The organism is Vibrio sp. 03-59-1, from assembly GCF_013114135.1.
Taxonomy (GTDB): Bacteria; Pseudomonadota; Gammaproteobacteria; order Enterobacterales; family Vibrionaceae; genus Vibrio; species Vibrio cortegadensis.
Genome location: NZ_VTYA01000028.1, coordinates 1 through 23,980, shown reverse-complemented (window position 1 = coordinate 23,980; position 23,980 = coordinate 1). Strand labels below are relative to the sequence as shown.

24 protein-coding genes and 2 pseudogenes are annotated in these 23,980 nt (G+C 39.0%); 7 read left to right on the top strand and 19 right to left on the bottom strand.

What is annotated here, in order from left to right:
- Window positions 1-31: 31 nt before the first annotated feature.
- The 4 genes from F0249_RS18785 to F0249_RS18770 all read right to left on the bottom strand — a co-directional run bounded on the left by F0249_RS18785 (window position 32) and on the right by F0249_RS18770 (window position 3,944).
- Entirely contained in the window at window positions 32-607 is a 576-nt protein-coding gene (locus F0249_RS18785; RefSeq protein ID WP_017051757.1) for an outer membrane beta-barrel protein, read from the bottom strand.
- Window positions 608-617: 10 nt separating this feature from the next.
- Entirely contained in the window at window positions 618-1,268 is a 651-nt protein-coding gene (locus tag F0249_RS18780; protein ID WP_171757473.1) for a hypothetical protein, read from the bottom strand.
- Between the two features lie 320 nt (window positions 1,269-1,588).
- On the bottom strand, window positions 1,589-2,350 hold the full coding sequence (locus F0249_RS18775; protein ID WP_017051759.1) for a hypothetical protein: 762 nt from the start codon (window positions 2,348-2,350) through the stop codon (window positions 1,589-1,591).
- An 88-nt stretch (window positions 2,351-2,438) separates the two neighbouring features.
- The gene (locus F0249_RS18770; RefSeq protein WP_171757472.1) at window positions 2,439-3,944 is read right to left on the bottom strand and encodes an aldehyde dehydrogenase family protein; all 1,506 of its coding nucleotides are present in this window, start codon (window positions 3,942-3,944) and stop codon (window positions 2,439-2,441) included.
- A gap of 403 nt (window positions 3,945-4,347) precedes the next feature.
- Between F0249_RS18770 and F0249_RS18765 the strand changes: the two genes are divergently transcribed.
- Window positions 4,348-4,923, top strand: a complete 576-nt coding sequence (locus tag F0249_RS18765; protein ID WP_017051761.1) for a nucleoside 2-deoxyribosyltransferase — start codon at window positions 4,348-4,350, stop codon at window positions 4,921-4,923.
- A 19-nt stretch (window positions 4,924-4,942) separates the two neighbouring features.
- Entirely contained in the window at window positions 4,943-5,224 is a 282-nt protein-coding gene (locus tag F0249_RS18760; RefSeq protein ID WP_171757471.1) for a hypothetical protein, read from the top strand.
- Between the two features lie 57 nt (window positions 5,225-5,281).
- Here the strand turns inward: F0249_RS18760 and F0249_RS18755 are convergent, their stop codons facing one another.
- The 6 genes and pseudogenes from F0249_RS18755 to F0249_RS18730 form a co-directional block, all read right to left on the bottom strand.
- Window positions 5,282-6,286 carry a GlxA family transcriptional regulator gene (locus F0249_RS18755; RefSeq protein ID WP_017051763.1) on the bottom strand — a complete coding sequence of 335 codons (1,005 nt, stop codon included), beginning with the start codon at window positions 6,284-6,286 and terminating at the stop codon, window positions 5,282-5,284.
- A 211-nt stretch (window positions 6,287-6,497) separates the two neighbouring features.
- Window positions 6,498-6,980, bottom strand: coding sequence for a hypothetical protein (locus F0249_RS18750; RefSeq protein ID WP_171757470.1), 483 nt, complete (start codon window positions 6,978-6,980; stop codon window positions 6,498-6,500).
- Window positions 6,964-7,743: a transcriptional regulator gene (locus F0249_RS18745; protein WP_171757469.1), complete on the bottom strand. Its 780-nt coding sequence runs from the start codon at window positions 7,741-7,743 to the stop codon at window positions 6,964-6,966. The genes F0249_RS18750 and F0249_RS18745 overlap by 17 nt, the downstream gene beginning before the upstream one ends.
- 127 nt (window positions 7,744-7,870) lie before the next feature.
- On the bottom strand, window positions 7,871-8,380 hold the full coding sequence (locus F0249_RS18740; RefSeq protein WP_171757468.1) for a hypothetical protein: 510 nt from the start codon (window positions 8,378-8,380) through the stop codon (window positions 7,871-7,873).
- On the bottom strand, window positions 8,355-9,065 hold the full coding sequence (locus tag F0249_RS18735; RefSeq protein ID WP_171757467.1) for a winged helix-turn-helix domain-containing protein: 711 nt from the start codon (window positions 9,063-9,065) through the stop codon (window positions 8,355-8,357). The genes F0249_RS18740 and F0249_RS18735 overlap by 26 nt, the downstream gene beginning before the upstream one ends.
- A 235-nt stretch (window positions 9,066-9,300) precedes the next feature.
- Window positions 9,301-9,516, bottom strand: a pseudogene (locus tag F0249_RS18730) (hypothetical protein); the annotation flags it as partial.
- Between the two features lie 371 nt (window positions 9,517-9,887).
- Here F0249_RS18730 and F0249_RS18725 point away from each other — a divergent pair.
- The gene (locus F0249_RS18725; RefSeq protein ID WP_171757466.1) at window positions 9,888-10,433 is read left to right on the top strand and encodes a DUF726 domain-containing protein; all 546 of its coding nucleotides are present in this window, start codon (window positions 9,888-9,890) and stop codon (window positions 10,431-10,433) included.
- 124 nt (window positions 10,434-10,557) lie between these two features.
- On the opposite strand, the gene F0249_RS18720 is transcribed toward F0249_RS18725, so the two are convergent.
- The 4 genes from F0249_RS18720 to F0249_RS18705 all read right to left on the bottom strand — a co-directional run bounded on the left by F0249_RS18720 (window position 10,558) and on the right by F0249_RS18705 (window position 16,821).
- Complete coding sequence (locus F0249_RS18720; RefSeq protein ID WP_017051770.1) at window positions 10,558-10,695, bottom strand: hypothetical protein; 138 nt, start codon at window positions 10,693-10,695, stop codon at window positions 10,558-10,560.
- A 301-nt stretch (window positions 10,696-10,996) separates the two neighbouring features.
- Window positions 10,997-14,032 (bottom strand): hypothetical protein, encoded by a 3,036-nt coding sequence (locus tag F0249_RS18715; protein WP_171757465.1) that lies wholly within the window; start codon window positions 14,030-14,032, stop codon window positions 10,997-10,999.
- Entirely contained in the window at window positions 13,998-16,256 is a 2,259-nt protein-coding gene (locus tag F0249_RS18710; protein ID WP_171757464.1) for a site-specific integrase, read from the bottom strand. Before F0249_RS18710 ends, F0249_RS18715 begins: the two co-directional genes overlap by 35 nt.
- On the bottom strand, window positions 16,246-16,821 hold the full coding sequence (locus F0249_RS18705; RefSeq protein WP_171757463.1) for a hypothetical protein: 576 nt from the start codon (window positions 16,819-16,821) through the stop codon (window positions 16,246-16,248). The genes F0249_RS18710 and F0249_RS18705 overlap by 11 nt, the downstream gene beginning before the upstream one ends.
- Before the next feature lie 439 nt (window positions 16,822-17,260).
- Between F0249_RS18705 and F0249_RS20440 the strand changes: the two are divergent.
- Window positions 17,261-17,459, top strand: a pseudogene (locus F0249_RS20440) (hypothetical protein); the annotation flags it as partial.
- A 74-nt stretch (window positions 17,460-17,533) separates the two neighbouring features.
- Here the strand turns inward: F0249_RS20440 and F0249_RS18700 are convergent.
- Together F0249_RS18700 and F0249_RS18695 are read right to left on the bottom strand one after the other, a co-directional pair.
- Window positions 17,534-17,893, bottom strand: a complete 360-nt coding sequence (locus tag F0249_RS18700) for a DUF5329 family protein (RefSeq protein WP_216599662.1) — start codon at window positions 17,891-17,893, stop codon at window positions 17,534-17,536.
- A gap of 36 nt (window positions 17,894-17,929) precedes the next feature.
- The gene (locus F0249_RS18695; RefSeq protein WP_367613445.1) at window positions 17,930-18,223 is read right to left on the bottom strand and encodes a hypothetical protein; all 294 of its coding nucleotides are present in this window, start codon (window positions 18,221-18,223) and stop codon (window positions 17,930-17,932) included.
- 16 nt (window positions 18,224-18,239) lie between these two features.
- Here F0249_RS18695 and F0249_RS18690 point away from each other — a divergent pair, with 16 nt between their 5' ends.
- Window positions 18,240-18,563 carry a hypothetical protein gene (locus F0249_RS18690; RefSeq protein ID WP_253825347.1) on the top strand — a complete coding sequence of 108 codons (324 nt, stop codon included), beginning with the start codon at window positions 18,240-18,242 and terminating at the stop codon, window positions 18,561-18,563.
- Between the two features lie 24 nt (window positions 18,564-18,587).
- Window positions 18,588-18,794 (top strand): hypothetical protein, encoded by a 207-nt coding sequence (locus F0249_RS18685; protein WP_113795468.1) that lies wholly within the window; start codon window positions 18,588-18,590, stop codon window positions 18,792-18,794.
- Window positions 18,795-18,957: 163 nt separating this feature from the next.
- On the opposite strand, the gene F0249_RS18680 is transcribed toward F0249_RS18685, so the two are convergent.
- The 3 genes from F0249_RS18680 to F0249_RS18670 form a co-directional block, all read right to left on the bottom strand.
- Window positions 18,958-20,607, bottom strand: a complete 1,650-nt coding sequence (locus tag F0249_RS18680; RefSeq protein WP_171757462.1) for an ABC transporter substrate-binding protein — start codon at window positions 20,605-20,607, stop codon at window positions 18,958-18,960.
- Between the two features lie 355 nt (window positions 20,608-20,962).
- Window positions 20,963-21,580 (bottom strand): OmpA family protein, encoded by a 618-nt coding sequence (locus F0249_RS18675; protein WP_171757461.1) that lies wholly within the window; start codon window positions 21,578-21,580, stop codon window positions 20,963-20,965.
- 5 nt (window positions 21,581-21,585) lie between these two features.
- Window positions 21,586-22,893 carry a TolC family outer membrane protein gene (locus F0249_RS18670; RefSeq protein WP_113795471.1) on the bottom strand — a complete coding sequence of 436 codons (1,308 nt, stop codon included), beginning with the start codon at window positions 22,891-22,893 and terminating at the stop codon, window positions 21,586-21,588.
- A gap of 368 nt (window positions 22,894-23,261) precedes the next feature.
- Between F0249_RS18670 and F0249_RS18665 the strand changes: the two genes are divergently transcribed.
- Window positions 23,262-23,980, top strand: a 719-nt coding sequence (locus F0249_RS18665) for a VCBS domain-containing protein (RefSeq protein WP_216599661.1), incomplete at its 3' end; no start/stop codon positions are given.

Sequence of the window (23,980 nt, the reverse complement as noted above, 5' to 3'; positions counted from 1 at the left end):
CTGAGATAAAACTTAGTATCGGCGTAATAATCTAGAAGTTAAGTGCAAGCCCCGCATACAGAGTACTAGTATCAGATTCTATGATTCTATACCCCCCTTTTAATAATAACTGGTCTGTAATTAACATACCAACCTCTCCACCTAAGGTGAGCCCTGAATCCACTTGGTCGGCAAGATCGACACTTTTTGTATTGCCCATAACTGTATAATTGGCTTTGCCAGAAGCTGATAAACTAGCATATCCCACCTGTCCACCGATGAAAAAACGGCCTAAGTAAAGCTTAGGTTTATAGCTTAGGTTTATAGCTGTTAGCTCGAGCTCTCCAGAGCCCTTAATACCAAGAGCTGTGTCATCAAAGTTATACTTTGCACTCCCTGCATTAATGTATTCAATTTCGAATGCATTAGTCCAATTACCTGATGAAGGAAGTTGATAGCCAAGTTGTATTGCATATCCCGAGCTTTCTGTTTTGGTTGCTAACGCAATTTCTGGAAAGTCGGATTGTGCATAATCAAGTCCAACATAGAAATTTGATTTATTATTAGCAGCAAGAGCGGAGCAAGATGTGAAAGCAGCTATGGTTAGTACAGCAAATATTTTATTCATTTAATACTCTTTAAGGTTTATATGTGATTAATAGATAATTATAGAATGAAAACTGTAGTCCTAAGCTAAGACCGGTTTCCTTTTTTTTTCGTGTCGCAAAATCTATACCTGCAGTAATTCCAAATACGGAGCCAAATTGAAATGTATTTTTTATAGTGAAAGTGTTTTTTGGTATATCAATGAAATCATGTTGATAAATAATGCCTAAGGCCCAATGTGTCGCAACTTGAGTATTAATACCTGTTGAGCAATAGGCACCTTCGTCAGTATGATTGGGAGCATAGTCACTTTCTGTTCGATAGTTAACAACACCACATGAAAATGGTACAGTTAAAAGTGGTGTTTTAAGTAGTGAGAGCCCGAGACCGACTTGCCATTTGTTAATGCTAGTGCTGAACCGAGTATTAAAATCGGCATAAACGGAAAAATATAAACTCTTGTATAGGTTAGCACTTACTGATAAATATAAGCCACCGAGATTTTTATTTTCGCTATTTGAGTATTTTCTATCTGTATATGGAGCGATAGACTCAGCACTATAATGAGTATGTTTGTAGCCAAATCCTATATGGGATTGATTTCCTGTAACGTTACTATCTGCAAAAGATGCTAGTGGTAGCATTGCTAAAATAAAGACTTTTTTATCATTATTCGTGTCCATAGTGTGCAGTCAGAAACATGATTTTATATGATATTAGCTAATTATTTGTCATACTAATCAGACATTAATGCTTGGCATTTTGGACCTATTTGTGGTTAGGGTTGCACTAATTATAAGAAATGCATGTATCAGAAATGAATTTGTTACAATTAGACAATTAGACAATTTTATGATGTGTTTATTTATGTGTGTGGGAGTACCAAAATGACGCATTGTCTAATTGTCTAAACATTTTTAGTTTGTGCGATCTGAGCTCTTCACAAGCGAGAATTGGCACCGTTCTGGGAAGAATTTAGTTACGCAACTGTCGTGTGAAAAGGCTATATTTTACCGCTCGACCTGATGTTTTTTCTCATTAGGCGCAGTTTTCGATAGTGATCAAAAAAGCGAATCTTTTTGTTTGCGATTGAACTTGGCGGTGGCAACTGTTCTGCTAGCACATATTCAGCAAAGCTTTCGGCAATATCTTCTGCTGGATTAGTTGCTGCGTACTCGGTGACAAATTCATTAATATGCATTTGGTAGCGTTTTAACGCATCAACCTCGCTGTTTGAAACGGGAAGATGAGGTTGCCAGAATTGAGAAACAAACTGGTTTAAATAGGAGTCGGGCGCAGTGCAGCCGTCGGGTAAAGCGTAGCTTGGGCAAGGTTCTTTTATTGTTGTATCGTAAGTGTCAGCTAGCGGGATCTGGTCGGCCCTTAAGGTTAGAAGGTGAGCGAACTCGTGGATCATTGTTCGGTCTAGATCGTATTCTGATACTGAACCTTTGATATCGAGTTGTACGACCCAGATACTTTTATCATCATTAATGGCGTGGATTGAGCCATCAATGCCATAATTGCCGTCTATTGGCTCAAATACTTGAATTTCTTCTCGGTATTGTGCCGGGATAACCTGTGTAAAACGTTGCCAAACTAAGCGACTTTTTTTTGGGACATTTTCTTCCAGAATCCTATCACCAACAACATCATATTGATTAATAGGAATCGGATTTCCTTCATCATCAAGTCCCGAGTCAGTGTACGAGTAAGTTAACGAAGAAAAGGAAAAGAAGAGTATTAGCAGTAGACGCTTAAGCATATGGACTCCTGGTACTTATAATAATTGACCTGACAATGAGTCAGGCCGTAATTTTATTGCTGGCGATAAAGGCCTTGTTATTTATTCTTTAAAAGAAACCAAGTGGATTAACGCTGTAGCTTACCACCATGTTTTTCGTGTTTTGGTAATGATCTAGCATCATTTTATGTGTCTCACGACCAATACCAGATTTTTTATAGCCACCGAATGCCGCGTGTGCTGGGTACGCATGGTAGCAATTCACCCAAACACGACCGGCTTCGATGTCGCGAGCCATGTTATATGCTTTGTTGCTGTCGCGGGTCCAAACACCTGCGCCTAGGCCGTACTCGCTATCATTTGCAATTTGAAGTGCTTCTTCTTTGGTTTTGAAAGTAGTAACAGCAACAACAGGGCCAAAAATTTCTTCTTGGAAGATGCGCATATCATTGGTGCCTTTCAGCATCGTTGGTTCTACAAAGTAACCATTGTCTGCAGAGCTCTTACCACCGACAAGAAGTTCGGCACCTTCTTCAAGACCAAGGTCAATATAACCACGGATCTTATTAAATTGCTCTTCTGAAACTTGAGAGCCCACTTGCGTGTCGGTGTCTAATGGATTGCCTTGCTTAATCGTCTGCATACGCTCGAGCAATTTAGCCATGAAACGGTCGTAAATAGACTCTTGAATTAGCAAACGTGATGGACAAGTGCAAACTTCACCTTGGTTGAAGAAAGCAAGAAGAACGCCTTCAACGCACTTATCTACATAGCTATCCTCGTGGTCGAAAATATCTTCCATAAAGATGTTTGGTGACTTGCCGCCTAATTCAACTGTAGATGGTATTAAGCTTTCTGCTGCACATTTTAGGATGTGTTGGCCTACTTCTGTTGAGCCTGTGAATGCGATTTTTGCAATACGGTCATTAGTCGCTAGTGCTTGACCCGCTTCTGAACCCATGCCGTTTACTACATTAACAACTCCGGCCGGTAATAGATCTTCTAATAGTTCCATCAATACCAGAATAGAAGCGGGTGTCTGTTCTGCTGGTTTTAATACAACACAGCAGCCAGCAGCAAGCGCTGGAGCCAGTTTCCATGCCGCCATTAGTAGAGGGAAGTTCCAAGGAATAATTTGACCAACGACACCAACAGGTTCTGGGAAGTGGTAAGTTGCCGTTTGGTTATCTAGTTCGGCTGCAGTACCTTCTTGAGCTCGAATGCAGCCTGCAAAGTAGCGGAAATGATCAACAGTTAGTGGAATATCAGCCGCAAGCGTTTCTCGAACAGGTTTACCGTTGTCCCAAGTTTCTGCGACAGCAAGCATTTCTGAGTTTGCTTCAATACGATCTGCGATTTTAAGTAGTAAATTAGAACGTTCTGTAACAGATGTTGTCGTCCAAGTTGCTTTTGCTGTATGCGCTGCGTTTACGGCTAGGTCAATATCTTCTTTTGTCGATGCTGGGATCTGACAAATAACTTCGTTATTTACCGGTGAGGTATTAGTAAAGTAATTTCCTAAGATAGGTTCAACCCACTTCCCATCAATGAAGTTTGCGTATTTTTCTTTAAAATTAACTACAGCATTTTCTGTGTTTGGTTGTGAGTACAACATGTATATACCCTCGTATTTATATTTAATTAGTACGGTGCTAATTATCCTTAATTTTCCCATGGGTTAAATATAAATCCTGTTTAATATTGTGAGGTGAATGTCATATTTGTTATTTTAAAACAGTGGGTTATACGGTTGTTGATGTTGTTTATGTCTGATTTGGCGTGTCATTACATCCTATTTATAGGGTTGGTATATCTGTAGGAATATATTTATTGCTGACGATAAAATTAGATATTAGTGGCAAATAAGACGACTTTACTAAGTAAATATGACAATGTGATAGGTTTTTTAAGTTATGTCATTGATATATATAGGTTGCTCTTGTTGTTATTTAACGAGTTGAGTATTGATAACTGTCACAAATAAAACATAATTGCTTCACTTTATTTAAGGAGATATTATGAAAAAAATATATCTAGCTGGTCCAGAGGTTTTTCTTACTGATTCGATTGAAATAGGCAGAAAGAAAAAAGAGTTGTGTGAAAAATACGGCTTTATAGGTTTATATCCTCTCGATAATGAAATTGATATGAATGGCATATCAAAAGAGTCTATCGGGTTAGAAATATCGAGTGCAAATGAAGCTCTCATTCTATCCGCTGATGCCGTTATTGCTAATTTAACCCCATTTAGAGGAGCAAGTGCTGATGTTGGAACTGTGTATGAAGTCGGAATGGCAAAAGGTTTATGCAAAGTGATACTTGGTTACACTCATGATGAGCGACAATTCTTGCAAAGAAATATCGAAAAGCTAAATAAAGTTAGTGTATCGAGTGGCGAATATAGAGATCAAAACAATATGGCAATTGAAGATTTTGATCTGGTTGACAATTTAATGATCGATGGAGGTGTTACTTATCCAATAATACAAAGTCGTGTACTGAACGAAGATGAAAAGTATCGCTCATTAGTATCATTTGAAGAGTGCTTATTGCAACTTCATCGCCATTACTACCCTCTAGCCAAAGCAATTTGAAATAATTAAGGGAAAAGAAATGATTTTATTCACAGAAGATATGCTAACCATAATGCTACCAACAGCTAAAAAATATCACACCCTTGTCCCAGTCGCATTGGTTAGTGAAAGGGTCGAGTATCGTATTGTGGCAATAAATAGCTCGTTTATGGATTTCGAATCTAATGGCTCTTTAGTGAGTGTCGAAGTTGGTGGTGAACTTCTACTTGAAAATAATACTTCATTGAAATACACCATAAAAAATGGAATTGCTAGATTAACCGAGTTAGCAAGAGCAGAACTTCTGGCTAACTCATTGTAACAATTTAACGTATTTTAACAGATTTAGTTTATTTAACGTTTGTTGGCTTATATAAGTTTAAGAAATACAGCAGCTATCCTCGTAATATTGTATTGATTTTCTATATTGAGTTGGTGTCATATTATGATACTTCTTAAAAAGTAAACGAAAATGGTTGGTATCACTGTATCCAATTTGATAGCAAATATGCTCTATAGAATGTTTGGTTTTATTTAGTTTCTCGCGTGCCAAAGCTATTCGGATCCTTTGTATATAATTAATTGGGGCCTCTCCGGTTGCTAGCTTAAAGCGTCGTGTCATTTGTCGTTCACTCAAAAAGCATTGTGTTGCGCATTTAACAACATTTAACTGAGTAGAATTCTGGCTGTGCATCCAATCTTGTAGTTCATGAATCAGTTGATCATTATGCTGACGAAATTCAACAAAATAAGAATGAGATACTTGCTGCTCTTCTGTCACTTCTCCTTTTAAAAACTGATCACATTTTTCTTTATGGCTTGAACCAAAAATGCGGTCTAGAACTAGCATAATAGCTTGATAGTACTCGCCAACACTGGAAGTACAGATCAAGTTGTCTTCACAAGTCATTTTGATATGCGGTAGTAATTTTACCTTCGGGTAGTGTTCTCGGAATAAATGGCTGTGTACCCAATGCGTAGTTGCTGTTTTATGATTGAGCAAGTTCAACTGAGCGAGAAGAAAAGCTCCGGTACATAATGAAACAACATACGAAGTCTCTTTAATTAACTTCTTGAGCCAATTCCCCATGTCAGCCTCAATCAAGAGTGGTAGCTTTTCAGGTTCGCCGCAAGATCCGATCAAAAGGATATCGGTATGAGAGACTTCATTCCATTCACGGTTTGGCGACAAATTAATTCCACCTAGCGCTTGAACGTCGCTACCTGAAGTTGAAACGTAGTTTATTTTAGGTGTTGGAATTCCCGCTAAAGTGCTTGCTACGGTTAACATTTCTATTGGGCCAGAGATAGATGTCGTTGGCATTCCATCAAAGAGTAGGGCAGTTATTTGAAGCGGTTTAGGGTTAGTACACGTGAAATGCATGGTACGTGCTTCCTTATGTAATGTAGCGAATATTCCCTTATACTATGTCTCATTGGGGAGGGAAGCTAATGAACTTATGTGATAATTACCTTTTGTGTTGAAAGTGTTAATCTAAAGGTGTTTGGGTTTAAGTTGCTGATTTTATGATAATTATATATCTTCAATTTTCGTTATAACTAAATATGTTGGGACTTATAGAGTAATTACTCTATTATTGATCGGCTGTGACGCATTGAATGCTGCCCGTGAGTAGGCTTGAGTAACAAAAATTATTAGTATCTTGATAGATGGTTTGAAAGTACTGCTCTGCCGTTTCTAAAATAAGGTGTGCTTGAGTGATATCTGGTTCAACGCTCGTTTTGTAGTCCTCGCTGTATACAGTGTTACTGGTTGAAAATAGGCTAGAAGTCCAAAAATATACTGAAGAGGAAACGTTTAAACTTCCAGAGTCATCTTTGGTACCATATGTCGTACTCAGTTGGTGTATACCACTCCATTTATGATCAAGAGTGTGAAATTCTCGATACTTTTCGGTCCCCGATTCGCTATAAGTGACGCCATGGCCAAACAGCAAGGTGTTACTTTTTCCTTCAAGAAATGGTGGGTGGAAAATATTATTTAAATATACAAGTAGTAATATCAAGCTAGCGAGCAATGTAGCTAATAAAGTGTTTAATTTATTGGCACTGTTCACGAATTGCCTCTTTGATTTGTTGAGTTGTATATTGGTTGGAGAAACTCAAGTTAGCGGAGCTGATTTCACTATACTTTGCAGTTTCATAGATACAAGATACGTATATCTGTTCTGGATTTTTAGACAGGAAAATTTTGCCTATATTATTTTGATATTCGTCTGAAATGGTTTCAAAAAGCTTAGTGCCACTTGGGCTAGATTCGTAATAATAGTTAATACCAGCCACTTCAACATTTAGCCATTCTTTTGTCCTTACACTCAGGGAATGAAGGTAGATTGAGACCAGCCAATAGGAGATTGAAATAATTCCGATTGATAAGAAAAAAGCAAGTGAGTACTGGATTAGTTTATTTGGATATGACCTGTTTACAGGTGTCAACGAGGACTTTTGTGCTAGTTGTTTACTCTTTTTCTTATGCTCACTACTGGGCTTTGTTTCGCTCGTAGTTGAATACTGCTGTGAGAATTTAATCCTACCAGCTGCAAGCATATAGCCTTGTTTTGGGATGGTTTTGATATAACGCTGCTCTTTACCGTTGTCACCAAGAGCCAAACGTATTTGTGCAATTGATTGGGTAATACTAGAGGCAGAGACAATTCGATTTCCCCATACTTCTTGTAAAAGGGTTTGTTTAGAAACTACGTTTCCTTGATTGACAAGCAACAGCTGTAGAATTTTGCTTTCAGTGGATTTGAGCTTCTTGCTTTTTTCTTGGCTCGGATGTGATAGTTGTCTTCGAGCGGTTGGGTCAAATACCCACATGTATTTATCCTTTAATGTTCTCATTCGAGATAAGTCGGGTACGAGGAATTAACACCTAATTATGGTGTAATCATAACAGTATTACAAAGTAAAAAATTGAGCTGAATTGTACTAGCAAGGCACGATGCTATTTTTTGCTTCGATCTTGGCTATTTATATCAACGCACTGAATGGCCTGGTTAGATAATTGAACGTAGCAGTATTGCCTAGTATCGCTTGGTATTACTTGAAAGTCTTCGTCCCCGCCATCAAATAGAATATGTTGTTCTGGTCTATCAAAAAACTTAGTCTGTTTTGCATCCACAAGTTGATTAATAAATTTTATTGAATATTCGTCGAAGGGCCAGAATGTCATTAGAAATTGCGTTTTTAGCGATTCACCATTGTCAAAACGAATATGAGCAAGTAGTTCATATCGATTAAGCCAAAATGGTACTAATCTATACTCAATTTCTCTATAGCGGTAATCTTGTTTATCTTCACCATAAGTAAGGATGACTTTATTAATGACAGTATCCGGTTTCCTGACAAAACTAGGTGTAAGGTAGATAGCGAGGAAGAACTGTATCAGTAACGTAATAACAAGCAACATGCTCGAAATTGTTAGGATTTTATTGACACTTTTCCAATACTTCATTGTCAATATCCTCGTTAATGCGATTTATATCAATTGAAAAATTATAACTTCTTTGTTGGTTATTATTTGGAATTTTTTTGTAGCAAGCAATGTAAAGTCGACTCTGATTGGACGTTATGTAAAAATTAACGTTGTTTATATGATTGTCTTGGGCGATGGCCTCGACCAACAGCCTACTTGCTCGATCATTTTTCTTAACTTGGAAGCTGTTACTCTTTATGGAGAATGATTCTAACCTTACAGTTTTAGTACTGTTAGAAGGTACAAACAAAAAATAGAAAAATATGATATTTAGGAGGAATAGAGAAGTAGAGCAGATTACGGCTGACCAATTTATTGAAGATGATATCATCACATTGTGCATATCTATGGCCTCATCTGTTACAAATTTAACATTGTTTGGCATTAAGGCATAACCTAATTTAGGTATGGTTCTTATGATAATTTGTTCTCGAGCGCAGTCACTTAATGAGAGCCTTAACTTCTTTATTGCTTGCGTGATACTGGCTTCGGAAACAATTTTGTTTGGCCAAATGTATGCAAAGATTTCAGTTTTGGTCACAATCTTATTCTGATGAATAAGTAATAGGGTAAGCAGTTTACTTTCGGTATTGTCGAGCCTGCAATATTCATTGGTATGCAGGTTGTGTAATTGTATATCTGCTTTAAAATCAAATACCCACATTCTTATCCCTAGGATTATTTTATTATCAATGGCAATAGATTAATACTATTGATAATAGTATCTTTCAGGTGCATTTATTGCAACTATAACGCCGCTTCTAAAGCTGTCTAGCACAATACATTTCCGTTTCTGAATTTCCGAAAAGTGGTTCCTATTTTAGACTGGTGAGATCGATTGCTTATGTTGAGCTGTATTGGTAAATCTCGTGTGTCACAAGCATCATATCTAGAGTTGCTTTTGTAATCTTCAGGTAAGTCAAAACAAATGGATTAAGGCTGGATCGGTCATTAATTGAGGTGAGAAACCAGAGTTCACATTGCAGTTCATCCCAAGCTTGTTGGTTTTCCGTTTCATTATAAAATGGTTCGGTGAGTATGGCTTTGACTTGTTTTTGTAGGGTGGTGGTGACTGGGAGGGTAGATAGTTGTTGAAGATTGGTTATTTTGAGCATGATTAACTCCATAATTATCAGTATCATAGTGTTGATATGTGTTTAATTTAGTTACGAATTCGGTAGGATGCACAGAGAAAAGGGGTTCCATGTTTAGAGTGGAGATAAATTAATTGGAAATAAAACTCATTAGGGACGGTGTAGACCCGACTATAGTAGTTATAAATGGCTTTTTAAATGAATCAACAAAAGATGTTAACGACTGGCTTAGTGTTGTTGATGAATTATACCCTGAAAATAAAGTAGTTCACTTTACTTGGCCTAGTAGCAGCGTAAAAAGAATTTTGACAAAAGTTCTAGGTAAGTCATTTATAACGGTCCTTATAAAAAAATGAGTCACACTTCCTGCTGATGCTGTAAAAGAATTTGCAGTGGAGTGGAAAAGGTCCTTAAAAAAGACTAGAGAGGCTGGTGAATGGCTTGCAAATTACATTAACCATGGTGATGGGAAATATGTTTTCATGGGGCATTCACTCGGAGCTAGGGTCTCATACCATGCTCTTTCCGGGATCACTCGAAATGAAAGCGTACACTCAGCTTTATTGTTTGGTGGAGCCATATCAAAATCAGAAAGCCGGAGTAAAATATTAGAGGTCCATCCCGATACACTTATCACTAACTGCTACTCAGAAAATGACCTTGTTTTACGATATCTGTATCGAATGGGAACATTATTCAATAATACACCAATAGGTTTGGAAGCCATCGAACCAAAAGGAAAGAGTTTAATCTACAATATAGATCTTTCTAATATCGTTGACGATCATACTGATTATAAGGTAGAAGATGTTGGTATATGGGTAGCTTCAATGGTCAAAATTACAAAAAATGAAGGAGGAGGCTTTTCGGCCTTATCAACGGAACAAGCTGGTTGGTTTCGTCGAACCATTTGGAGAGTTTCAAACGTGTTCTCTTAACTCCCCACCAAAAACCAATACCTAATCCTAAGTCGCTGGGTCGATCACTCTAGACTGGCCCTGTAATCGCTCTCGAGCCCTTGCTCTACCTTGTAGTGAATAACTTGTTTCGACCTGACAAGCACTATCGAATTTTCTGTGAACGATCATTTGTATCGTGGGATAGGGTGAGTTGTATCCAAAGTTCAGGGCAAAGCGTTGTGAGTTGCGTTTCGACGCCAAATTCAGAAAGGTTGGCAATACCGATTTGAGCAGCACCCATACTAGTGGGCCGTTCGGCTCGAAATGATTGGATAACGATATCATTGGTCGCTTACTCAAACACTGTGGGTGAATTGTTGGAGCAGTATCCGCCGAGTTCAATTTTTTAGACCAGTTTTGGAAAGTTTGATAACTAATCGACTATTCGGTGAAATACGGCTTTATAGATAATGAGCTATGTTTCAGTTATTTCAAGAACTTGAAGCCAGAGGTTACGTTTTTCTTCTTGATTCATAGTGCCTTCGTAAAAAGGCACTATGACAAAGAGATATTGCTATTGGTATGTGTGGTTTAATCACCGTTTACATTTTTGTGACCATCACAAAAGTAAAGAACATTAAATAAGTCAGTAGATGAGATGAGTACTTACTAAGATGTTTTTTGTCTAAGATGTTTTTTTCATTTGGGCTAATTAACTCTAGCCTGACTGAGCCATGGCCAGATCTTCCCGTGGTTTTACCCTCCTCCTCAGTGATCACCTTTAACCCTTTGCAAGCGAGCATCCACTCTTCTTTCAAAGAACTTGATGCCATGTAATAGGTGACAACACGCCAATGGCTATTTGGGATCGCAAATTTAAACGCTTCTAAGAAGTGCAGTAGCTTATCTGGGTGGTTAAAATACACCCCAGAATGACTGACGGAGCAGTGATGTAAACAATATTTCATCTGTTCAATGAATTGCACACGGTGAGCTCGATAATGCGGCCTTAGTTTTATATTGAACTTTTGTGCGTACTCCTTTTCTTTTTGTGTTTTTAAGCGGCCAGGGACGAGCGAGTGTTGACGATTTTTACTGAATATTCGACTTTGACTACTATTGGTGTTGGCTGAACTGACTCGTAAAGATTTGATGTATTGAGCATTAGTGAACCACTGTTCAATTATATCGGATTTTAGCCGGTACTCGAACGCCATGTTATCAATAGAGTGGCCGCAGGCAATGGCATCTAACACTTGATAGCACAATTGGATCGATAGTGTATCTTGAGGTTTCGGGATTAAGCTAGCTGTAGATGCGCTAAGATGTATTGCGCTATTAGACACTAACGCTTTCACATTCAGTTTCTCAAATAATGGCTTTAATCCATGGGCTAGTATGACTTTTTGTTGATGTTTTTTATGCATCATCCAATATCGGTCGTGTGTAAACACACCACTCTTAATTGCATCACTTGAATCAATAGATTTAAGGTATTCCGTCTTTTGGGGGGCCGCGAGTAAATCACTGAGATGAAAATAATGGGCAAATGTGACGGTAGGATCTTCGTGTCCCGCGAATGCAGCAATTTCCCAATACCCTTTTAATGACGAATTTTTAAATAACAAAGTACGAATATTATCGTGCTGTTTCGTATCATATGGATAAAAATGAGGTAAAACTTCACTTGGTGATGGGAGTTCGAGCATGACTTGCAAGCGACTCAAACATGAATGTCTAAGGTGGTAGAAAACAAAGTGCTCTAAGCCAGAGGCTACTCTGAGAAAGCTCCCGACATAATTGGAAACGGCTGACTTATCAAATGGCTTTGTGGTGTTTTCGCCAATAGTCAGAAATGGAGATGCTCGATTTTTGGTGGTACTGCGTTTATGTTGTAGATAGGAATCAAAGATGGCTTTTTCATCATTCAGTAAAAGAGGCAATATAGGTAGTCTACGTAAGCTACTTGCAGTTTTGTTGTCCCCAAACGCATTGGGGCGAATGTCGATCCATACCTCATCGCAATGGCTGATATTTCTCATTTGTATTTTATACAGCTCATTCATTCTCAATCCACAACGATACGATAAAATACAGATAGACTGCAGTGCCAGTTTATCAAGAGTATTGATATCGGTGAGCGAATGAATGTGCTCCAATAATGCTCGAAATAGCACTTCATCAATAATACCTGCTCTGGTGTGTTCTTGAGTGGCATCATGATGGAAGAATTCATCGCCAAGTGTCGGTAATGTCAAATAAGAATACGCGAAGCTATGCAGATCTTTTAAACGTGCTGAAAAGTTTTTTCTTGATTTCTCACTTTTACGGCGATCGATTTGTTGCTGGTAAACCTCTTCTAGTTCAACTGGCGTGAGGTCATGAGTGAGCGTATGTTCAGTGTTCATGTACACCCAATCTTTAAGTAATGTATTCTTGTAGCTATTGATGGTCGATGGTTGGCAACTTAAAAGCTTGAATTGTAGCCAGCCAATGAAACAAGACTGCCAGTTCTCAAGCGGATAAATCTCGGTGATAGAGCGTAATGCTGTAGACAATTCGGTTGGGCTGAGCTTTTGACCCGACGTTATCTTAAACGGTGCTCTCATCATGGAATAAAAACTGGCGAGATTGGCATTACTTATTAAGTTGATTGTTCTTTCATGCGGTGTGGCTCGGGGCAGCTCTATCTGAAGGTGAAAATCACCGAATGATGTCGCTTTTGGCATACTGACTTGTGGTTGAATGATTTGTTGCAGATTATTGGATGGCAATGAATACGATGAGGTACGACCCGTTCGAAATTCAATTAATGCTTGGCTTACATGTGGGTTCCTATTCCTCTCATACCAACTGGCTGCGCAACTGCAAAAAGCACGGAACTTAGATGGTAGGCTATCTGACGAAGAAAAGTTATCGTTCAATCGTTTGTAAATGAGATCAGATCGTACCGGTGCTTTCCATTGATGTTTCGACGTTTTATTCCACAGATGCAATTGTGCGAGGGTGTGTATTGATAAGTAACACTGATATTCTGTGACCCTGTCACCATTAATGTCGGTGTTTGTATTGATGCTATTACTCTCTAATATCAGTGGTAGACAGGTATAACAACTGAAGCGAGAGAGAAGCAACGGCTCACTTTGAGCAATTTTTTTGTTGAATGCCTTGATCACATCAATGTTAAACTGACCAGATTCAAATATGAGTGATAACAGTAGGCTTTTATACCTTAGATTTGGATCAGACGTATCCGTACTTAGATTTTGACGCCACACCTCGTAGGAGTCGTAGATGGCCCATGAGTAACTCAACCATTGGCTGTCTCGTGTCTGTTTTGGTTCTCTATTGGTAACGATGGTCGTCGGTGGAAAATAAGGTCTATTAAATTGTTTCTGACAATGACGCAGTAAATGTTCACCGCGTTTAAAGGCTTGCCGAAAATCTTTTTGTTGACCAAAGGTATTGAGTAATGACGCCTCAAACTTTTCCCAGACCTCAATGAATATTTCATCTGAATTTATCGTGCATGGTGCGAAAAAGGCTTGATGAAAAAGTTCATCCGCTTTTAGTTTTACCTTTTCAATATGTTTGATACGTCTTCTATGTCGACGCTCTTCTTCTGCCTGTTTGTCCATTGCTTTTCCCTAAAAGTGTCGTTAAATGCAATTGTAAACATTCTGAAATAGCGATCAGTTCGCTTCTTTTAAATTGGCTAAATTGACCGAATGGCCGTTGATTCGCGTATTTATGCCCTAACCACGCAGCGATGAATTCATCTGATATCCCTTGTGAATACAGATAAGATCTTAAGTAATGCCGAGTCCAATTGGGCTGTAAAGGAAAAATCATGTCGATTTGTTCCGCATACGAAGAAGGAGTACACATGTCAATTTTGTTTTTGCGAATATAAAAACAAAAAGCAGATTTACCTTGTCTTGCCTCGCGATAGCGAAGGCTTAAAGTGGGAGAACTGACGTTGTAATGTAACTCAGCTCTTTCACAATATTGAAGATAAGCACGAATTCTGTTTATGGCGATTGGCGGCAGTATTACGACCCGTCCTCCATAAACTGAACCTCGCTCTTTATCTGCAATACGATACTCACCTGTCGTGAGATGAATATCGTTTAAAGTGCCGAACCAATCATTGACTGGGCGGTACCCAGAGCTGAGCCCCAAAATCATCTGTAGCTCAAGTACAAGCATATTATGGTAGGGTTCGGAAAAATAACCTTTAGGCTCTTGTGCAGTTTGCCTAAAGTAAGTGTTGAATTGTTGAAACATCCATTGGAGTCTTTTTTCGTCAATATAGAAAGGAGAGCCAAGAAATCCATTATTACGGATTTCATAACGGTCGAGCAAATAATCAGATTGGCTTAACATGTTTAAATGTTGACAATATTGAGTGTAGGAATCTAGAAGCTCATTTTGGCTGATTTTTGTATAATACCGAGCGGATTCATTTTGAGGATCGTTACCAGTGATTAATTCAATGATACAAATATCCGTATTTTCGGCGATGAGGGTTTGTTTCATATATTGAGAAATCGATGATACGTTTAATGATAATTGGTGCTTTGCTTTTATATCGGATAATAAGCACTTAATGTCATTATCGTTGATTGAATTAAAGTTAAAATTTTTAAGACTGCTTATCAAGTTGAGGGGGAGTGGGAGGCAATACTCTGACTGAAAATCTTTAAGGAGAAAGGTTAAGTCATTATCAAGCTTTTTAATTGACGGTAATTTAAATTCTCTTTTTATACCGATAATGTGATCAGTTTCCGGTGATTTTGCCGCTTTCCATTGTTTTATTTCACTGAACGAGTTACCAGTAAATAGCATCAACAGCAACGTAGTGGCGACTTCAGACTTGGTGTTATTGTATCGAATTAGCTCTATACACTCTTTAAGAAGACACCCAATATCAAATTGCAAAACATGGCTAATGTGGCACGTTAGTACCATGCTATTTTTTATGATACTAGAGTTGATGGCGTGTGCACGCATTCCATTTAGGTGTTGGTCATAACGGACGAAATGTTTTGATGACACTAATGAAAGAGAGCGCTCAGGCTGAATGTTATCTTCAGAATACCAACTATCGTTACTTTTGCTCTGTGTTGAAATTTCGGTGATCTGAGCGGTGAATATGTCCTGCTCATCATCAAATAGCTGTTTTTTAGATTTTGACAATTCATGACTATTTTTAAACTCTCTTGTACCAACATTTCGATGTATCCCTTGTCTGCCTTCGTAGCTAGAGCGGATTGGATTTCGATAATAAGTGAGTCGGTTGTGCTGCTGCTTATCAATACCGTCATTGTTTTGAATGAGTTCATTAAAGTATTCAATCAATGATGAAAAATCGTACCGTGTTAATTCGGGAAGGAGTGGGATGAGTTTCTTGCGTCGTCCTTGAGCGTACTGCCTAATTTCGTTGCACAGATTTTCAATTTGGCCAGGATGATCCCCATGAATATATAGCTGAGTAATGATCACTAGCGCGAGTGCTTTATAGTGATCAAATTTTAAAGCATTGTACGAAGATAACGTTAAAGATGATGTAATGAAAGAAGCGATCTCTTGTTTACTAATGAGCCTTCTGTCATGGAGTATTTTATTGATCGAGGATAGAGAAACCGTGTTTCGTCTTTTCTGATGGTATTGCGCTTGCTTTACAAGCCATAACGTTTCATCAAACTCATCTAGAAATGCGATAGGCAGAAGGGCGTATAAGCGTAATATTTCGTCAGCGATAGCGCTTTTCTTATCATCAGAGCCGTAGAAGATATCATCGATGAATGCCGCTCTTTTTTCATCGTTTGTCTTATCATTGAGTTGTGGATTATTCGTCATTAAAAACCTCCCTCATCTTGGAAAAAATAGCGGGTTTTGTTCGAATCGAAGTGGGCTCTTTTTTTGTTCTTTTTTTCTGCTTCTTTAATCCGGATACGCTTAAGTTTGTGATTCGAGAGAGTGTTTTTTGAGTAATATGATCGCTACGAAATATCGAGTGTATGAGGGAATGGGGTGCACGTAAGTTTAATGCTTCGCGTATCGGTTCAAGGTTTTGTGCTCCGATAGAAGAAAGAATGATTCTAAGTACGCAGCCCCAAGAAAATTCCGATATTTGTTCAAAGCTGAGATCTGTTTCAATAAGAACTAAAGCATCTTTTAAGCAGAAATGTTCAATTGAGAATCCTATGTGTTCGAAGCCTGAAACTATGCCTATCTGGTCATCTGAAAGATAAGTTGCACGGTAGACTTGAGTCTTTGCTAGAGATTCTATTGATGCCGCTTTAAGCTGAGTTTTATCAAATATCAATTGTAGAGAGTGGTAAAACTCATACGCTTCACGAGAAGCTGGATGTATGTCTACAGATAAGTTTTTCTTTTTTCTTTCGGATAAAAATATAGGCATTTCCAAATCCATTATTAAAAAAAGGTACCTTAAGTAGCTTTTTTCTAGCTTTGTTTTGAGGCTGATTCGTTATAAGATGACATTAAATGGCTATTGTTGTAAATAGAAAGTTGTGATATAAGTGGTTGATTAAAGGTAAGTATCTATAATTTCTATGTTTTCATTATATTTCTTTCAGGTGGGTGTCACTCTTCCAAGCTGATAATGCGGGTTCGATTCCCGCTGCACGCTCCAATTGCTCCCTTCTGTTTTACAATCAAAAAAACCTTTAAAAAGAAACGCTTAGCTGCGTGTTTTTGTGTGTCTGGCGTATTATTTTTCCGATTTTTCTATATCAAATAATCTCTGGGGACCAAAAAGGGACCGTCTAGGGACCAAGGGGTAGATATTTCTGCTTAGCCTTGTTTTAGTAAAATTTGGTGGGTGATTTAAACAGGCAGGGGAAAGATTTCATTTCATGTGCCAGTACTCTAAAACGTCTGAAAAGTAAATTAAGCTTATCCTTAATGGTCAAGCATTTATTCAACCCATGCTTATGTGTGAAGAAGGTTTGGTTGCACCAGAGCGGTTTGAGCATCTTTCGGAAGAATTCAAAAAAAGACATAACATCTTTGTTGGAAACACGAGCATACAAGTAATTTAAGGGTGGCTCCTAAAGCTTGCCAATTTTACTCAGGTTTGGAACTAGTTAGTAAGTGAGCAAGCTAAAATGTTAACGAGACCGAAAATCATCAAGTTCGGATTTTAACCAAGCCTCACTGCTAACCGATGCTTTACCTTTACAGTGAACTTGGTAATGACGCCCACTTAACATGCTTTTTGTTGCTGAGTACATGATAAAATCTTCAGCAGACTTAATATCGTCGGTGTAATAATCGGCTTTCTTTTTTATATGTGCGGCCGCTTCTGGTCCGTTGTGCATTGTGCCATTTCGTTCATATTTACACTGCGTTGATTCAACAAAAGCGAGCAGGTGAGCAATCTCTTGTTGAGGGGAGGCCAATGCATAATTCAGCGAAAGCAATTGGCTGGTGATTAACCCGCATAGAAACAGTGTTCGCTTCACGATCATCCCTCTCATCAAATTAATTATCAAAAATACCAGAGATCAGAGTTTATAAATGGCTTTCTCTAACAAAGAAAAAAGCTGTGAAAATTCTTGTTCAACGGTGTCACTCTTCCATTCTGATGAATGAAGTGGGTGATGGTAGCGCACGGTACCAAAAAAGAAGCAGCGCGCAGCAATAGCACAATCCTCAATCTCAAAGACACCTTCTGTAACGCCATCATTCAAAATCGACTCAACTTGCTGCAACAGATGGTTGATGTGTTTTGATTTTACGTGCTCTGGTGTTTGTTGTGCCAATGATGAATACGACTCAAACAACTCAGGCTCGCCAATAAAAATGCTTCTCTTAATGGCCGTTAACGCCTCAAACCACTCTCGAAGCCTTAGTCGCGTTGTTCATTTCGACAGTCGTGTGCCGTCAAAACGTATCAGTAACTTCTCTCACATGAGCTTGTTGTACCGTGAAGACAATTTCTATTATGGCACTAATGGTGAATTCCAAATGTGCCGTAACAGTACCGAACCTCTTGATTATGAAGCTTGTTTAAATAGTGATGAACCGTGGTATTCCGCTTGGGGATACAAGGAAGAAGGGAAGGTTCATGCGAGGCTGACCTACAATCCATATTTTGACGAAATGTTGGATTATGCCAAATCTATCACAGCTCTATAAAGTCGATATTAGAAGGACACCAAAATGTATCAAACACCGAACCCTGCATTGTCGCTGGGGCTGATATCGTTGCTATCGCTGTTGTTTGCTGGCCCAGTAAGCGCAGATTGGAAGGAAACGGGCTCACACTTAAAGTTGGTTGACCTGTTAGACAGGCAAGACGGCTATTGTATTGATGTTGCTAACAAAGCGTTATCTCAATGGCAAATGGTTAAACCAACGATTCGTTAGTTGATGCAAGATTATTGACCATATTCGGAACATTGCTTTTTCCGATTATAGTGAGCAGTCGATCAAAATGGTGACAGATAAACTTCGTCGTTCTGTCTGTTTTTTAGAGTGTGGTGATATCTCAAGAAAACAGAAATATGACTTTTCATCAGTGGTTTGCCTCTCAGGGGGTTATCCTTAGCTTATAGAAATCACTGTATCCAGACTTACGTATTTGTATACCAGATACTCCTTTTTGACAGGTAACTTGTTCTTGGCCCCAAAATAGCGGCAAGATGCTCGCGTTATGCCTTAATGTGGCGAGTACTTCTATTAAGCGTTCCTTAGGTCTGCCTTGAGCAATCGCGTCGTGTACCGCGTCGACGTGGTGATCAAACTCATCTGTGTCAAAGATGAAACGAATACCTGTCCCTGTAAGCAACCACTCGTATGCACCGTATTGTAATGGTGGCTCAATAAGGTCTTCAACAAGTAGCAAATCCGCTTGTTCTTTTACGAGTTGGGGTTTACTAGCATCAGATAATTCTACTAGCTCTACTCTTAGGCCAGTTTGACCAATCAAAGCGATAAGCCACTCACTCATTCTCTCTAGGTATTTGATAGTCCATTTTGGATGTGTCAAGACAATAGTGCCTGTAAGCTTTGGTATATCGCTCACTGATTCTGATGCTCCAATTAGATCCATTACATCCAAGTCACTATGCGCTGCGAATTCAAATCGACGACTCTCCAGAAACTTAAACAAGCTTTGCCACGTTTGATCGCTAATTGAACAGCTGGGGCGGCGGTTATGTGCCAAATAAGAAAAAGCTTGGATCGTGTAGCTTTCATTATCATCGGTGTCTTGGTTATAACAGAGATGCTTATCGAGCTCCTCTCCTTGGTGGGAGAGGGTGATTTGGTCCAACAGTGCTTTTTTAGCGAAGTAATGATGGTGTTTTTTCATCACTATCTTATCTTCTTCCCAGTATTCTAGCTTAAATGGGCCTGTCCCGATTGCCACACTTCTCTGATTACTAAAAGCTTTGTGACGTCTTGATACGATAGATGCGTTAGCAGTAGCGAGGCAGAATATGAATAATGGATTCTCCTGAATAAGCTCGATACAGATAGCTTGTCTTGTGTCATCAAAGCTGACTTTTACGACTTGTTGAAACAATCTTTTTACAGGGCCGTCTGTTGCTACCAACTGCTCTAGCGCAATGATGACGTCTTGAGCTTCTAGCATAAGGCCATCATGGCTTCGGATATCCGGGCGAAGCCAAATATAGATAAATTTCCCGTCAGTTTGGTAGTCACAGGCTAAGTGGGGGCTTAATTGACCATTAGAATCAATAGTGAACAGGGTATCATAAATACTTCGTATGACTTGGAGCTCTGAAAAGCGATACGTCACAGATGGGTTAAGTTCATTAACCCAAGGATATTGGCTTATGATAAGAGAATTTGCGTCTTGATTTTCTTGTGCGGCTTCCGTCATTGCTTGGCTAAGTGCACTCGCTGCAACCGCTTTATACGTCTCTAGGTATTTGGGAATAGCATCGAAGTTACCGCTACTAATTTCATGGTGGATAGTTCGATACAGGGCTTGATGCATAGAGATCATTACTTTGAGAGTACTGGCTTTACCGCGACCTCGGCCTGGTATCCATTTTATCCAACCACAGTTATCTAGCATCTTGAGGATGTTGGAAGTATTACGTCTAGAGGTGGCAAAGACGGCTTCCAAATCATCTAAGCTAACTTGATGCAACTGAGAGTGATTGTAATGATTTAGTAGCTGACTCAATCTACGAAGACATGTTTCGGTCATTTTGCTATGCCACGGTTTGTTTAAAAGATAAAGAGGGGATACTTAGATTTAAAACCTAATATAAGGAATAGCCTTAAAGTTGGCTTAGAATAGCCATGCTATATTCACTTAAAAAGTATCATTTCTGTTTTAGATAAATATATTACTACTATTTTCTTAAAACGGCTTATGTTTTTACTTAATTTATTAAGATAATTATGTTCTCTTAGTTATAAATATATTAGTTATTAGTTTCTGATTTTTTATCTAAAAACTTATCGGTGAGTAAAGTTTATTCAGATTTGATTTTTATCGCTGAATACGAAGGAGAGAAATGCCCCTAGTAACTAGTGAAAATTAACTAGGGGCTGGGGTGTTAGTCTACTTTTGGAAAAGTAGTAAATATAGTCCATTCATCTTTGACCATACCTTTATGCCCAATAACGGTAGCTGTTACTCGACGGTTTAAAGCGTGGCTTACATCATCCGTGCCTAATTTGACTAAATGAGTATCACCAAAGCCTACAATAGTTAGCCTTTTCTCTGAAATGTTCTGTTTAATTAATAGATTACGTACGTTGCTTGCTCGGCGACGTGATAAATCAAGGTTATAGGTAGTGCTTCCAACCTTACTTGCATAACCTTGTATCTCGATAGAAGCCGTAGGGTACTTCTTAAGAAATGTGGCCAATTCAGTAATCTTTTGTTGGAATGCTGAGTTAATGCTATCTGAATCATTAGCAAACAAGATCTTAAGTTGATACTGTTCTTCTTTGTTTAGGTAGGTTTCGCAGCCATCATTATCTACTTCGGCACCAAGCGGGGTATTTGAACACAGATCGCGAGCATTGATAACGCCATCATTGTCCAAGTCTTGCAGGTCAGCGACCTGAACGGCTTCTGGAGTAGGAATGTAATCGAACTGATCCGTTGCAAATGCGCTATTTAGGCTCATTGTAGTTAAAGCTAGAAATTTTAAGGTATTGGTTTTCATCGTGTTTAGTACTCTACTGGCTGAGTCCATTCTTGAGGGATATCGACGCGCAATGCATCAAGTAATTTTCCTGTAGAAGTTAGAGTTCGGTATTTAGCGTATTGTTGAGCGAACTGAGTTTCGAGATAACTTTTTCGTGATTCAAATAACTCATTTTCAGTATTGAGCAAATCAAGCAAGGTACGTTTACCGATGCGGTATTGTTTTTGGTAAGCAATAACAGTGTCCGACATAAAGTCAACATGCTGACTTAGGAAGGTTTTTTGCTTACCAGTCAGTTCTAGAGCACTCCACGATAGGCCTAGTTCTTGTTCAACACTTCGGTAGGCACGCTCACGTAGATCTTTCGCTTTGTTGAGTTGGTAGGCCATACTGTCAGCGTTTGCAGAATCTCTGCCACCATTGTAGAGGTTGTAACGGAGACGAAGCATCGCCGTAGTTTCAGAGCTGCTACCTTCAATACCTCCTGCATCATCACGCCAACTTTGTGCTGCTTCAACAGAAACCACTGGGAAGTAGTTAGCGTCTGTTTGCTGGTATTGGAATCTTGCAGAATCAACATCAGCTAATGCTATTTTGATAACTGGATGGTTTTCAAAAGCTTGATTTTTAGCCTCATCTAAGCTGCTTGAGATAAAGTTTTGGTCCGCGCGTGGAAAGATCAGATCCTGAGGTTTTTCGCCCACTAATCGAATAAATGCGGTTTGTGCATCTTTGTAGTTGTTTTGTGCCGCTAGTAAATTGCTGTGAGCCTTTGCTAGACGCCCTTCAACTTGAGTCAGGTCTGCAATTGAGCCAATTCCCGATTGTGTACGTTTTTTGATATCAGTATAAATACGTTCGTGCGTATTTAGGTTGTTTTCAGAAAGTGTAATGAATTCCTGCGCCTCAATTACGTCCAGATACGCTTTAGCAACTTGTAGAGCCGCATTTTGAGCATCAGCCAGCAATTGATAACGCACCGATTCTGCGTCTGCTGATGTACGATCTATATCGTATAGAGTTTTTGAACCATCCCAAATTAGTTGGTTAAATGTAATTGAGGCGTCTTTACGGGTCATGTCTGTTCTATCTGCAGAGTTCGCAGAGTCTATACCTTCATAACCGATACTAGCGTCTAAATCGATAGTTGGTTTATACGCGCCACTTGATTGGTCAATGATGTAGCGTTTGCTCATATATTCATTGAACGCACTCTTAATCTCTGGGTTGGTTGCAAATGTAACTGCTACAGCCTGCTCTAATGTCTGTGCACTTGAGTGAAGGGGTATTAACAAACCAAAACACACAAGACTAATACTACTAAGCTTCAAAGGAAATCTCCCCAAATAATTCGCAACGCTAATTATTTTTAATTTATGTCTCAATATAGAAACTGTAAGAACTGAATATATTAAAGAAATGTTTGTATAAGATCTGGCTTTGTAAATTTAAACCATCATCTTTCAAAAAATGTAATTGTCGGAACAAAGCCCTAAAAATAAGCCGCATAACATATGTCTTTATGGAGCAAAATAAAACAACTTTAAAACATGAAATTTATTGGGGAAAAAGTGCATGTTTTACGTTGGTCAATTAATGATAAATTATCACTTATATGTATCACTGCCTGAAGTAATGCCCATTTCCTGAATTAATCGAGGGGAAGGGATTATTTCATCTGCTCAATGGGGTAATAATTTTGGTTGGAAAGTCAAGCTCAGCTACAGATAAGTATGTTGTAATCGGTAAAGATGGTCACATTAAAGTAGTTGAATCTAAGGATAACTTGCTTCCGGGTGAGATTGTCGTAGAGACGTTAAAAAGTGGCTCTCTAGCTTTAAACACTTCCGTAGAAAGTGGTGATACGAACTCAGATATACCTCTTGTAGTGGAGGACATTGTTAAAGCCGTCGCGCAAGGCGATGACCCAACAGAGTTAGGAGAGGAATATGCCACAGCTGCAGGTGAGCAATTAGGTTCTAGTTTAACGTCTTCCGGAACGATTGAACGTTCTGGAGCTGAACTTCTGGCAAGTACGTTTTTTGAAACAGCAGGCTTAGACAGTGATACCAAAGATTTACCTGAGGTACACCGTTCTTCTGAAATAGATAGTAGTAGCTCCACGGCGTTAATTGATGGTGACGATGCGGGCGCGGTAAGAGAAGACGTCACGCTGACCACGAGTGGTAACTTAACCGTGTCTGATCCTGATGCAGGCGAAGCGGTCTTCCACCCACAAACCGACGTTCAAGATGGCCACTGGGGTACGTTCTCTATCGATGCCGATGGCAACTGGACGTATGAGTTGAACAATCGCCACCCAGACGTGCAAGCGTTAGACGCCGATAGCGATCCGGTGATCCGTACCCTGACAGTGACGTCGGCGGACGGCACCCCTCATGACGTGGTGGTGACCAT